At 67.1% G+C, this 13,332-nt stretch carries 10 protein-coding genes; 5 read left to right on the top strand and 5 right to left on the bottom strand.

The features are described 5' to 3' along the window. Positions 1–299 precede the first annotated feature (299 nt). The gene (locus ACEI37_RS24245; protein ID WP_062801683.1) at positions 300–1,250 is read right to left on the bottom strand and encodes a LysR substrate-binding domain-containing protein; all 951 of its coding nucleotides are present in this window, start codon (positions 1,248–1,250) and stop codon (positions 300–302) included. Positions 1,251–1,451: 201 nt separating this feature from the next. Further along, positions 1,452–3,635, bottom strand: coding sequence for an ATP-dependent DNA helicase RecG (gene recG, locus ACEI37_RS24250; protein ID WP_373378479.1), 2,184 nt, complete (start codon positions 3,633–3,635; stop codon positions 1,452–1,454). A gap of 227 nt (positions 3,636–3,862) precedes the next feature. On the opposite strand from recG, the gene queA reads away from it, so the two are divergent. The 5 genes from queA (at position 3,863) to secF (ending at position 9,759) form a co-directional block, all read left to right on the top strand. Then, on the top strand, positions 3,863–4,930 hold the full coding sequence (queA, locus tag ACEI37_RS24255; RefSeq protein ID WP_373378480.1) for a tRNA preQ1(34) S-adenosylmethionine ribosyltransferase-isomerase QueA: 1,068 nt from the start codon (positions 3,863–3,865) through the stop codon (positions 4,928–4,930). Positions 4,931–4,946: 16 nt separating this feature from the next. Further along, entirely contained in the window at positions 4,947–6,077 is a 1,131-nt protein-coding gene (gene tgt, locus ACEI37_RS24260) for a tRNA guanosine(34) transglycosylase Tgt (protein ID WP_116296059.1), read from the top strand. Between the two features lie 261 nt (positions 6,078–6,338). Beyond that, positions 6,339–6,665, top strand: a complete 327-nt coding sequence (yajC, locus tag ACEI37_RS24265; RefSeq protein ID WP_012353816.1) for a preprotein translocase subunit YajC — start codon at positions 6,339–6,341, stop codon at positions 6,663–6,665. A 209-nt stretch (positions 6,666–6,874) separates the two neighbouring features. After that, positions 6,875–8,746, top strand: coding sequence for a protein translocase subunit SecD (secD, locus tag ACEI37_RS24270; protein WP_373378481.1), 1,872 nt, complete (start codon positions 6,875–6,877; stop codon positions 8,744–8,746). A 41-nt stretch (positions 8,747–8,787) separates the two neighbouring features. Further along, positions 8,788–9,759: a protein translocase subunit SecF gene (gene secF, locus ACEI37_RS24275; RefSeq protein WP_111519198.1), complete on the top strand. Its 972-nt coding sequence runs from the start codon at positions 8,788–8,790 to the stop codon at positions 9,757–9,759. Positions 9,760–9,829: 70 nt separating this feature from the next. Here secF and ACEI37_RS24280 read toward each other — a convergent pair whose 3' ends face one another. From ACEI37_RS24280 to ACEI37_RS24290, 3 genes are read right to left on the bottom strand one after another with little or no spacing between them, the layout of a single operon-like run. Further along, positions 9,830–10,837, bottom strand: a complete 1,008-nt coding sequence (locus ACEI37_RS24280; protein WP_373378482.1) for a response regulator — start codon at positions 10,835–10,837, stop codon at positions 9,830–9,832. Then, positions 10,834–11,973: an ATP-binding protein gene (locus ACEI37_RS24285; protein ID WP_373378483.1), complete on the bottom strand. Its 1,140-nt coding sequence runs from the start codon at positions 11,971–11,973 to the stop codon at positions 10,834–10,836. Before ACEI37_RS24285 ends, ACEI37_RS24280 begins: the two co-directional genes overlap by 4 nt. A gap of 5 nt (positions 11,974–11,978) precedes the next feature. After that, a complete protein-coding gene (locus ACEI37_RS24290) occupies positions 11,979–13,310 on the bottom strand; it encodes a sensor histidine kinase (RefSeq protein ID WP_373378484.1) in 1,332 nt (443 codons plus the stop codon). Positions 13,311–13,332: the final 22 nt, after the last annotated feature.

Raw genomic sequence — 13,332 nt, forward strand, 5'->3', positions numbered from 1 at the left:
GCTGAGTCGGTGTCGTTGTCAGTGACTGGGCGCTGGTGCTCATCATCGGTTCCTGTCTTGCGTCGACGCCATCCGCATCGACAGGAGCCAGTCTACAAATTATCTATTAGGTTGAGAATTTAATTATTTATACCTATGTATTAGGTCAAATCTATCCGGGGTTAGTGAAACTTATGCCAGCGGCAGGTGACCACCCCAAGACAGCGCGGCGAAATATCCGATCAGGGGAGCAGAAATGACAACGGCCGCAGCGGAGTCTCCGCTGCGGCCGTTGCATGGCCAGTCCTTCGAAACGACGCTCAGGCGGCTTCGGCCAGTTCCTTGGCGTCGAGCTTGCGCACGCCGGGCAGGTCGCACGCGGCAACGGCGTTGGCCAGCGCTTCCATCGCCGGCAGGCGGGTGAAGCTCTTGCGCCAGGCCAGCACCACGCGCCGGTCGGGCACCGGGTCGGCAAACGGCACGTACGACAGCATGTCGCCCTTGGCTTTCAGGTCGGGCACCGAGGTGCGCGGCAGCACGGTGATGCCGACTCCGCTGGCCACCATATGGCGGATGGTTTCGAGCGACGAGCCCTCGAAGGTCTTCTGGATGCCGTCGGCCGCCTGCGAAAAGCGCGACAGCTCCGGGCACACGCCCAGCACGTGGTCGCGGAAGCAGTGGCCACTGCCCAGCAGCAGCATGGTCTGCTGCTTCAGTTCCTCCGGGTCGACCGCATGCGCCTGCGCCAGCTGGTGGCCGCGCGGCACGGCCACGACAAAGGGTTCGTCATAGAGCGGGCGCACCGTCAGGCCGGAATCGGGGAACGGCTCGGCCATCACCGCGCAATCGATCTCGCCCTGCTTGAGCAGCTCGATCAGCTTGTGGGTGTAGTTCTCCTGCAGCATCAGCGGCATCTGCGGGACGGTGTCGATCATCTGCTTGACCAGTGACGGCAGCAGGTACGGCCCGATGGTGTAGATCACGCCCACGCGCAGCGGCCCCGCCAGGGGATCCTTGCCCTGCTTGGCGATCTCGCGGATGGCCATGGTCTGCTCCAGCACACGCTGGGCCTGCGCCACGATCTGCTCGCCGACCGACGTCACCGACACCTCGGAGGTGCCGCGCTCGAAGATCTGGACGTTGAGTTCGTCTTCCAGCTTCTTGATGGCGACCGACAGCGTCGGTTGCGACACGAAGCAGGCTTCGGCGGCCCGGCCGAAATGGCGCTCGCGCGCCACGGCGACGATGTACTTGAGTTCGGTGAGCGTCATGACTTATCAAATCCGGATTGGCGATAGATTTTACCTTCGATTGTCGGATCTGTCAGAGTGCCAGTCCGCGCGCGCTTTATTGGCCACTTCCGTAAGACCTCAGCGATTCCCCTTCAATCCTGTCATTCCCGCGAAGGCGGGAATCCAGCGTCTTTGAAAGTCACTAGGTTCCCGCCTTCGCGGGAACGACAAGCGGGAAACTCACGCCTTCAGGTAGTGCTCGCGTCCACCCAGCCAGCGCAACAGGTGCGCTTCGACCGCTTCCGGATAGTGCTCCAGCATCAGCTCGGCCGCCGCCTGGGCGTACTCCACCAGCCAGGCATCGGTCTGCAGGTCGGCAAAGCGCAACATCGCTTCGCCGGACTGGCGCGCGCCGAGGAATTCGCCCGGGCCGCGGATCTCCAGGTCGCGCCGCGCGATCTCGAAGCCGTCGGTGGTCTCGCGCATGGTCGCCAGGCGCTCGCGGGCGGTGGGCGACAGCGGCGCCTGGTACATCAGCAGGCAGACCGACTCGGCGCTGCCGCGCCCGACCCGGCCGCGCAACTGGTGCAGCTGCGCCAGGCCGAAGCGCTCGGCATGCTCGATCACCATCAGCGAGGCATTGGGCACATCGACGCCCACCTCGATCACGGTGGTGGCCACCAGCACCTGCAGCCGGTTGGCGCTGAAGTCATCCATCACCGCGGCTTTCTCCGCCGGCGGCAGGCGGCCGTGCACCAGGCCCACGCGCAGGTCGGGCAGCGCGGCCACAAGGGTCTCATAGGTCTCGACCGCGGTCTGCAGCTGCAGCGCCTCGCTTTCCTCGATCAGCGGGCACACCCAGTAGACCTGGCGGCCTTCGGCCGCGGCGTGGTGGATGCGCCCGATTACCTCGTCGCGGCGCTCGTCGTTGACCAGGCGCGTGACGATGGGCGTGCGCCCCGGCGGCAGTTCATCGATCACCGAGACGTCGAGGTCGGCGTAGTAGGTCATGGCCAGCGTGCGCGGGATCGGCGTGGCCGACATCATCAACTGGTGCGGCACGGTTTCGGCCGCGCTGATGGCAGCAGGCGCCTCGGCCGCGCCGGCCTTGCCGCGCAGCGCCAGGCGCTGCGCCACGCCGAAGCGGTGCTGCTCGTCGACCACCGACAGCCCCAACTTTGCAAAACGCACGGTGTCCTGGATCAGCGCATGGGTGCCGATCACCAGCTGCGCCTCCCCCGATTCCACACGCGCCACCGCGGCGCGCTTGTCGCGCGCTTTCTGGCTGCCGGCCAGCCACGCCACCGGCACGCCCAGCGGCTCCAGCCACGCCGACAGCTTGCGGAAATGCTGCTCGGCCAGGATCTCGGTCGGCGCCATCAGCGCCGCCTGGAAACCGGCATCGATAGCCTGGCACGCGGCCAGCGCGGCGACGATGGTCTTGCCACTGCCGACGTCGCCCTGCAGCAGCCGGTGCATCGGGTGCGGCAGGCTCATGTCGGCGGCGATTTCGCCGACCACGCGCTGCTGCGCGCCGGTCAGCCGGAACGGCAAGGCCGCCAGGAAGCGCGTCAGCAGCCCGCCGTCGCGGCGCGGCATGGTCGGCGCGGTCTTGTCGCGGCGCGCCGCGTGCGCGCGCCGCAGCGAGATCTGCTGCGCCAGCAATTCGTCGAACTTGACGCGCTGCCAGGCCGGGTGCGAGCGGTCGGCCAGCGCGGCCTCGCTTTCCTGCGGCGGCGGCGCGTGCAGCAGCCGCAGGCAGTCGGCCAGCGGACGCAGCTGCAGGCGCGCCAGCGGCCCCTTCAGCACCGGCTGCGGCAGCGTCTCGGGCAGGGGCGTGCGCGCCAGCGCGCCGCCGATGGCCTTGCGCAAATAGGCCTGCGGGATGCCGGCGGTGGACGGGTACACCGGCGTCAGGCGGTCCGGCAGCGCCTCGCCGGCCAGCACCGGCCGCACCGTCGGATGGACCATCTCGGCGCCGAAGAAGCCGCCGCGCACCTCGCCGCGCACGCGCAGGCGCACGCCTTCGGCCATCTGCTTGGTCTGGCTGCCGTAGAAGTTCAGGAAGCGCAGGGTCAGTTCGCCGCTGTCGTCGGCAAGCTTCACCACCAGCTGGCGGCGTGGCCGGAACGTGACCTCGTTGGAGACGACTTCGCCTTCCACCTGCGCTGGCAGCCCCAGCCCGGCACGGTGGATGGCCTCGGCGATCGGCATCACCGTGGTCTCGTCCTCGTAGCGCATCGGCAGGTGCAGCACCAGGTCGACCGGGCGGCGCAGGCCCAGCTTGGCCAGGCGGGCGGCAGCGGTGGATGCGCCCGAGCCCGCGGCCTTGCCCTTGGCCGAGCCGGCCTTGCCGCGCGCGGGCGCCGCCGCGTCATTGGCGTCGGCAGGATCCTGGATCGGTTCGGCGGCGGTTCCTGGCATCGGTGGAAAAGTTGGCAGCGGTCGCTGCGGGCTTCTGGACTGGCTGGCGCGGCGCCGGCGAATGGCCGGTATCACGCCCGGCGCGGCGGCAAGCGCGCCCGTGGCCTTACAATATCGGATTCGCCGATTGTACCCATGCCGGCTGCCAAACCGGGCAGCGGAGTGACGCGCCATGCCCGGCGCCCTCCTCCGCCACAGCCTGCAGACCGCGCAGACCACCCCCCACGATGTTGACGCTTTCCGATTTCGACTTTCCGCTGCCGCCCGAACTGATCGCCCAGAGCGCGCTGCCCGACCGCAGCGCCAGCCGGCTGCTGGTGGTGGAGCGGCTCGCCCCCGGCGACACCGCCGACGCGGTGCGCATGGCCGACCGCGCCTTCAGCGACATCGTTGACTACCTGCGTCCGGACGACCTGCTGGTGTTCAACGACACCCGCGTGATCAAGGCCCGCTTCTTCGGCCACAAGCCCAGCGGCGGCAAGGTCGAGGTGCTGGTGGAGCGCGTGCTCGACACCCATACCGTGCTGGCCCAGGTGCGCGCGTCCAAGACACCGGCCGAAGGCAGCGCCCTGCACCTGGCCGACGATGCCTTTGCCGTGACCGTGGGCCCGCGCGTGGACCAGTTCTTTACGCTGCGCTTCCCCGAGCCGGCGCTGGACCTGATCGAGCGCTACGGCCGCCTGCCGCTGCCTCCCTATATCACGCACGACCCCGACGCCTACGACGAGACCCGCTACCAGACCGTCTACGCGCGCAGCCCCGGCGCGGTCGCGGCGCCCACCGCGGGCCTGCATTTCGACGACGCGCTGTTCGCCCGGCTCGATGCCGCGGGCGTGCGCCGCGCCTTCCTGACGCTGCACGTCGGCGCCGGCACCTTCCAGCCGGTGCGCACCGAGAACCTGGCCGAGCACAAGATGCATTCGGAGTGGTACGCGATCTCCGAAGACCTGGCGCAAGCCGTGCGCGACACCCGCGCGCGCGGCGGCCGCGTGATCGCGGTCGGCACCACCTCGCTGCGCGCGCTGGAGTCGGCCGCGCAGCCCGACGGCACGCTGGCCGCCAGCAGCGGCGACACGGACATCTTCATCACGCCCGGCTACCGCTTCCGCCTGGTCGACGCGCTGATCACCAACTTCCACCTGCCCAAGTCGACGCTGCTGATGCTGGTGTCGGCGCTGGCCGGGGTGCAAGCCATCCGCGCCGCCTACCGCCATGCGGTCGAGCAGCGCTACCGTTTCTTCAGCTACGGGGACGCCATGCTGCTGACCCGGCAGCCGGACGCCGCCGCCGCCTGATTTCAGACTATTCGACATGCTCAACTTCGAACTCATCACCACCGATGGCAACGCCCGCCGCGGCCGTGTCACGCTGAACCACGGCGTGGTCGAAACGCCGATCTTCATGCCGGTGGGTACCTATGGCTCGGTCAAGGCGATGTCGCCGCTGGAACTGAACGAGATCGGCGCGCAGATCATCCTGGGCAACACCTTCCATCTGTGGCTGCGCCCGGGGCTGGAGGTGGTCAATGCCCATGACGGCCTGCACCGCTTTATCGGCTGGGACAAGCCGATCCTGACCGACTCCGGCGGCTTCCAGGTGTTTTCGCTCGGCGATCTGCGCAAGATCACCGAAGATGGCGTCACCTTTGCCTCGCCGGTCAACGGCGACAAGCTCTTCCTGTCGCCCGAGATCTCGATGCAGATCCAGCGCACGCTGAATTCCGACATCGTCATGCAGTTCGACGAATGCACGCCGTACGAGATCGACGGCCGTCCCGCCACGCACGAGGAGGCCGCCAAGTCGATGCGCATGAGCCTGCGCTGGGCGAAGCGCTCGCGCGATGAGTTCGAGCGGCTGGCCAATCCCAACGCGCTGTTCGGCATCGTCCAGGGCGGCATGTACGAAGACCTGCGCGACGAGTCGCTGGCGGGGCTGTCCGAGCTGGACTTCCATGGTTTTGCCATCGGCGGGCTGTCGGTGGGCGAGCCCAAGGAAGACATGATGCGCGTGCTGGAACACGTGGCGCCGCGCCTGCCGGCCAACAAGCCGCACTACCTGATGGGCGTGGGCACGCCAGAGGACCTGGTCGCCGGCGTCGCCGCCGGGGTCGACATGTTCGACTGCGTGATGCCGACCCGCAACGCGCGCAATGGCTGGCTCTTTACCCGCTACGGCGACGTCAAGATCAAGAACGCCGCGCACCGCAACGACCCGCGCCCGCTCGACGAGAGCTGCGCCTGCTACACCTGCCGCAATTTCTCGCGCGCCTACCTGCACCACCTGCACCGCGTCGGCGAGATCCTGGGCGCGCGCCTGAACACCATCCACAACCTGCACTACTACCTGCAGCTGATGCGCGAGGTGCGCGAGGCGATCGAGCAGCACCGCTTTGCCGACTTCCGCCGCCAGTTCGCCGCCGACCGCGCCCGCGGCACGCAGTGACGGCGCTGCCGGTCCGAGAACTTTGGCGGCCATGCAGGTCGAATAGCGGGGTCATTTCCACCGTCATTCCCGCGCAGGCGGGAATCCAGCGTCTTTTGAAGTCACTGGGTTCCCGCCTGCGCGGGAACGACATGCAAGCTGTGAGTCGCCCCGGCATCACCCCGAACAAACCCGTATTCCGCCCTAGAATGCCAAGGGCGGGCTGAATGCGAATGGTAGAATGTTCGATTAATTGACTGACTTTTGTGACGGAGAATCAACGTGCTGATTTCTAACGCATTTGCCCAGACCGCCGGTGCCGGCGGCGCGGCTGGCGGCCTGATGAGCTTCCTGCCCATCATCCTGATGTTTGGTGTGCTGTGGTTCATCATGATCCGCCCGCAGATGAAGCGCCAGAAGGAAGCCAAGGCAATGCTCGAAGCGCTGGCCAAGAACGACGAAGTCGTCACCGCCGGCGGCATCCTGGGCCGCGTGACCAAGGTCACCGACCAGTACGTCAGCCTGGAAATCGCCGAAGGCACCGAGATCACGGTGCAGAAGAATGCCGTGACGACGGTGCTGCCCAAGGGCTCGCTGAAGGCGCTCTGATCCCCGGATCGCGCGCGCGACTCCCGCCTTTGTCTTTTCCGGCATGCCCGTTCGCGCATGCCCCGGCAGCCGCCTGATCCAGCCCGACGAAGCCCTGGCGGCTTCGATCCGCGGCTGCCAGGCGGCTGTTTGCCAAACCGGTTCGGCCCCGCCGACGTGGCGCGCCACGCCTGCACCGGCCCCGCCAACCGCTGAATGACTGGCCCGAGATGAATCGTTATCCGCTTTGGAAATACCTCGTGATCCTGGTGGCCCTGGCCATCGGCATCCTCTACACCTTGCCGAACTTCTTCGGCGAGGCGCCTGCCGTGCAGGTGTCCTCGGGCAAGGCCACGGTCAAGGTCGACCTGTCGATGCAGAAGCAGGTTGAAGAAGTCCTGGCGCAGAACCAGCTGCAGCCCGACGGCGTCTTCTTCGATATTTCCGGCCAGTCGGGCTCGGTCAAGGCGCGCTTCCGCACCACCGACGAGCAGCTCAGGGCCAAGGACGTGCTGTCGCGCGCGCTGAACCCGGACGCGTCCGACCCCGCCTACGTGGTCGCGCTGAACCTGCTGTCGGGCTCGCCGCGCTGGCTGACCTCGCTGCACGCGCTGCCGATGTATCTGGGCCTGGACCTGCGCGGCGGCGTGCACTTCCTGCTGCAGGTCGACATGAAGGGCGCGGTCGACAAGAAGCTCGACAGCCTGGCCGGCGACGCGCGCACGCTGCTGCGCGACAAGAACATCCGCCACGGCGGCATCGACCGCGACGGTGAGCGCCTGACGGTGCGCTTCAACAACGCCGACGACGCCAGCCGCGCGCGTGCGCTGCTGACCGACAACCTGCGCGAAGTGGCCTTCGCCATGGACGGCAACAACATCGTCGGCACCTTCACCGAGGTCGCCCGCCGCGCCGTGCAGGACGCCGCGGTCAAGCAGAACATCACCACCCTGCACAACCGCGTCAACGAACTCGGCGTGGCCGAGCCGGTGATCCAGCAGCAGGGCGCCGACCGCATCGTGGTGCAGCTGCCGGGCGTGCAGGACACCGCCAAGGCCAAGGACATCATCGGCCGCACCGCCACGCTCGAAGCGCGCCTGGTCGACAACGACGCGCCGCGCAGCCCGCGCCCGGGCGACCCGATCCCGTTCGGCAGCGAACTGTTCACGCAGGGCAACGGCGCCCCGGTGGTGCTGAAGAAGCAGGTGATCTTCACCGGCGACCGCATCGAAAGCGCCTCGGCCGGCTTCGACCAGAACCAGCAGCCTTCGGTCAACATCAAGCTCGACGCCCAGGGCGGCCGCGTGCTGCGCGATGTCTCGCGCGAGAACCTGAAGAAGCCGATGGCGATCGTGCTGTTCGAAAAGGGCAAGGGCGAGGTGCTGACGGTGGCGACGATCCAGTCCGAACTGGGCTCGAGCTTCCAGATCACCGGCTCCTACTCCACCGAAGCCGCCAACGACTTGGCCCTGCTGCTGCGCGCCGGCTCGCTGGCCGCGCCGATGGAGATCATCGAAGAGCGCACCATCGGCCCGTCGCTGGGAGCCGACAACATCGAGAAGGGCTTCGATTCGGTCGCCTATGGCTTTGCCGCCATCGGCGTATTCATGATCCTGTACTACATGCTGTTCGGCGTGTTCTCGGTGATCGCGCTGGGCGTGAACCTGCTGCTGCTGATCGCGGTGCTGTCGATGCTGCAGGCCACGCTGACGCTGCCGGGCATCGCCGCGATCGCGCTGGTGCTGGGCATGGCCATCGATTCCAACGTGCTGATCAACGAGCGCATCCGCGAGGAACTGCGCGCCGGCGCGTCGCCGCAGATGGCGATCGCGGTCGGCTTCGAGCGCGCCTGGGCCACCATCCTGGACTCCAACGTGACCACGCTGATCGCCGGCCTGGCGCTGCTGGCGTTCGGCTCGGGCCCGGTGCGCGGCTTTGCCGTGGTGCACTGCCTGGGCATCCTGACCTCGATGTTCTCCGCGGTGTTCTTCAACCGCGGCATGGTCAACCTCTGGTACGGCCGCAAGAAGAAGCTGCAGAGCGTGGCCATCGGCCAGATCTGGAAGCCGGGCAATACCACCGACACGCCGGTCGCCAAGTAAGCGGCCCGCGGCACAACACGTAGTACAGAACAGGATTCAACATGGAATTCTTCCGCATCCGGCGCGACATTCCGTTCATGAAGCACGCGTTGATCTTCAACGTGATCTCCTTCCTGACGTTTGCCGCGGCCGTGTTCTTCCTCTGGCAAAAGGGCCTGCACCTGTCGATCGAATTCACCGGCGGCACGGTGATGGAGGTCAGCTACCAGCAGGCGGCCGACCTGGAAAAGATCCGCGGCCAGGTGGGCAAGCTGGGCTACACCGACGTGCAGGTGCAGAACTTCGGCACCTCGCGCGACGTGATGATCCGCCTGCCGCTGCAAAAGGGCCCTGACGGCAAGCCCGTGACCTCTGCCCAGCAGAGCGAGCAGGTGATGGGCGCGCTGACCGCGGCGGCGCCTGACGTCAAGCTGCAGCGCGTCGAGTTTGTCGGCCCGCAGGTGGGCAAGGAGCTGGCCACCGACGGCCTGCTGGCGCTGCTGTGCGTGGTGGCGGGTATCGTGATCTACCTGTCGTTCCGCTTCGAGTGGAAGTTCGCGGTGGCGGGCATCATCGCCAACCTGCACGACATCGTCATCATCCTGGGCTTCTTCGCCTTCTTCCAGTGGGAATTCTCGCTGTCGGTGCTGGCGGCGATCCTGGCGGTGCTGGGCTACTCGGTCAACGAATCGGTGGTGATCTTCGACCGGATCCGGGAGGCTTTCCGCAAGTACCGCAAGATGACCACGCACGAGGTCATCGACCACGCCATCACCAGCACCATGTCGCGCACCATCATCACCCACGGCTCGACCGAAATGATGGTGCTGTCGATGTTCTTCTTCGGCGGCCCGACGCTGCACTACTTCGCGCTGGCGCTGACGGTGGGCATCCTGTTCGGCATCTACTCGTCGGTGTTCGTCGCGGCGGCGCTGGCGATGTGGCTGGGCGTGAAGCGCGAGGACCTGGTCAAGGGCGAGAAGAAAGGCGAGTCGACCGACCGCAACGACCCCAACTACGGCGCGCAGGCCTGAGCCCTGCCCTGCCGCAAAACAGAACGGCGCCCCGCGGGGCGCCGTTTTTCATGGCCGGGCCGGAAAAAATTCAGGCCGGCATCGAGAAGCGCTCGATCCACGCGGCCAGGCGGTCGGCGGCGAAGCTCTCGCTGCGAGGGGCGGCGCGGCAGACGATGGTGTCGCCGTCGCGCACGAACTTCAACGCGCCGCCGGCCTGCTCCAGCCACAGCAGGCTGGCCAGCCAGGCGGCGTGCTGCGCCGACACCGCGGTGCCCACGGGCTGGGACAGGAACTCGGACAGCGCGGCCGGCTGGGTCCAGACCACCGTATCGCCGTCGCGGCGCACCACCTCGCTGCCGAGCGCGTCGGCAATCACCGCGGCGGCATCGGCGGCGCCCTTGCCGGCATTGGCGCCACGCAACTCGGCCAGGCGGGTGCCGACGGCATGGCCGAAACTGCCGCTGCGCTCGGCTTCGGCGCGCACCAGGTCGGCATAGTCCATGCGCTGCCAGTCAGGATCGGCGTTGCGGGCCCCCGCCAGGTCGACCGCGGCGAGGTAGGTCTCGACCGGCTGGAAATGGCCGGGACCGATCAGGCTCGCGCACAGCGCGTGCAGCATGCCGATGCGGGTCGCCACGGTCTGGGTCTGCAGCACCGCCAGCTTCTCGCGCACCAGCTGGTCGCGCTCCTTGCGCAGACCGGACATTTCCAGCGCCTGCTTGAGCTCCATGCGCAGCGCGGTGATGTCCCACGGCTTCTTGATATAGCGATGGATCTGCCCCTGGTTCACCGCCTCGACGGTCTGGTCGAGTTCCGAATACGCGGTGGTCAGGATGCGCACGATATGCGGATAGCGTTCGCGCGCATAGCGCAGCAGTTCGTTGCCATACTCGCCCGGCATGCGCTGGTCCGAGACCAGCACGGCAAGGCTGTCGGCGTGAGCGTCCAGCAGTGTCTTGCCTTCCTCCACCGAACCGCCAGTCACCACCGGCGCCAGCGCGCCGATGGCCCGCTGGAAATATTTGACGGCAGTCGCCTCGTCATCGACGAACAGAATCGCCGGGGGTGGTGCCTGGGTGGCAATCGGTTCGCTCATCGGTCACTCCTAATCATTCGATTTCTGAAATTTGGAAAGTCCAGCGTCACTGTGGTCCCGGCACCGGGAGCGGAGGCGATCCGGATGCCGCCGCCGAAGGACTGCATGACGCGGTTGCAGAAAATCATGCCGAGGCCACTGCCGCCAGCGCTGGCGTGGGTAGTGACCGGATCGACCAGCAGGCGTCCCATCACCTCTGGCGGGATGCCGGGGCCGTTGTCGCAGATGCGGATTTCCTGGTTGGGCTGGGTTGTCACCACGAAGCGCAGGGACGGCTGGTCCACGTCCGCCAGCGCGCGCAGCGCATTGCTCATGACCGATGACAGCACCAGCGCGACGCAGTTGGGCAGCGTCTGCACCGGGAAATCGCCCTGCATGTCGACGTCGACCCACTGGCGCTGCCCGCCGGTGAACGGATAGGTATCCAGCAGCGACGTCACCAGCGCACCCGCGCTGACCTCGGTGCCGACGTCGGCCGCCGGCGTCTTGCTGGCTCCCGCGCTGTTGCGCACCGACTCCAGGAACGATGACAGCACCGCCAGGCAATACTGCGCGTTGTCGTACATGGCGCCCGCGGCCTGCCCGATCTCGCCCTGCCGCTGCTCGCTGTAGTCGGCCTGGACACGGCTTTCGATGCCGCGCGCGAAGTTGGCAATGGCGGCCAGCGGCGTGTTCAGCTCATGCGCCAGGAAGGCCAGGGTTTCGTCGATCGCCATCAGGCGGTGCTGGCGCAACGCCCGCTCGAGGTGGCGCTCGCCGGCCAGGTGCAGGACCTGGCGCACGTCGCTGACACTCAGCGGCTTTTCCAGGATGCGGAAGACTTCGCCGCTGTTGACGGTCCGCAACAGCATGTCCTTGTCGGCGTAGGCCGTCACCAGGATGCGCACGATCTGCGGATAGGCCTGCGCGACCTCGCGCAGCAGGTCGCCGCCGTCGCGGCCGGGCATGCGGAAATCGGTGACCAGGATCGCGATGCGCCCACCCTCGGCGCGCAGCGTCGCCATCGCCTCGTCGGCGCCGGCGGCAAGCAGGACCTCATACTCGCTGCCGACCGCGCGTGCAAAGTACTTGCGCGCCATGTCCTCGTCATCGACATAGAGGACGACGTTTGGCCGCGCTTGCTGGGCTTCGCTCATGCGAGTTACTCCGCGCGTGGCAGGTCAAAGCTGAACGCGGCCCACTGGCCCAGTTCGCTTTCGGCAAACAGCTGGCCGCCGTGGCGCTCGATCACGGCATAGCTGATCGACAGCCCCAGGCCCAGGCCCTGCCCCACTTCGCGCGTGGTGAAGAAGGGCTCGAACACCCGCGCCAGGTGTTCCGGCGCGATACCCGGGCCGTTGTCGCGCACGGTCACGTGCAACCGGCCTTCGGACCAGCGCACCGTGGTATGGATCGCGGGCGCGGTGGTGCCGGCCTTGCGCATGGCCAGCGCGGCGTTGGAAAACAGGTTGATCAGCACGCCGATGATGGCGGCCTCGTCGCCCAGCACCAGCGTGTCGGCGGGCAGCTCCCGCGTTACCTTGACGCCGCGCAGCTCATGCGCGGTCAGGCGGATCGACGAATCCAGCGCCTTTTCGAACATGAACGGCGTGCCTTCCACCTCCGCCCCCGGCTTGCGGTAGGCGAAGGTCTTCAGGTCCGAGACGATATGCTGGATGCGCTGCATCCCCTGCTTGGCATCCACCAGGCATTCGGTCACCGACTCGCTTTCCTTGGCCTGGGGCTCTTCCATTGCCACTTCGATCGCCATCAGGCAGAAGTTCACCGGATTGTTGACCTCATGCAACAGCCCCGCGGCCAGGGTGCCGATCGCGGCCATTTTTTCCTGCTGCAGCATCTGGCCCTTGATGTCGACCAGCTTGCGGTTGATGACCTCGAGCTCGGCGTTCTTCTCGGCCACCTCGGCCTTGAGGCGGAACAGCATGAAGCGCGCGCGTTCGTTGAAATAGGTGTAGACCGCGCTGGCCGCGGCGGCAAACAACAGGAACAGCGAATTGACGATAAAGGTGCCGAGCGGATCGATGCCGCCGGGGTGGAACAGGCAGGCCAGCACGTACAGCAGGTACGAAAGCACGCCGAACACCAGGTTCTGCCACAGGCCGAACGGCAGCGCGATGCCCGACGCGAAGATGGCCAGGTTCAGCCCGACGTAGTACGGCGAATACACCCCTTCGGTCTGCGAGATCATCCAGGCAATCATGATCTGCGGCAGCAGCAGCCAGGTCAGCGTCAGCCAGGGCGCGAAGCGGCGTCCGGCGGCGCTGTACAGGACCACCACCACTGCGGCGATCAGCAGCGACACCACCACGCGCGCCACCGCAAAAGCAAACTGCTGCTGCGGATACTGTCCGTAGTCGAGGCCCACGCCCAACAGGACCAGCACGATCGCGGTATAGGCGCCGCCGCGGCTGAAGGCCAGGCGAAAGTCGACCAGTTCGGACTGGTAGCCGGCGTAGAGTTGATTGGTGCTCATGGCGTGGCCCGCTAGGACAGCC

Source organism: Cupriavidus nantongensis (assembly GCF_041726985.1).
In the GTDB taxonomy this organism is placed as follows: domain Bacteria; phylum Pseudomonadota; class Gammaproteobacteria; order Burkholderiales; family Burkholderiaceae; genus Cupriavidus; species Cupriavidus nantongensis_A.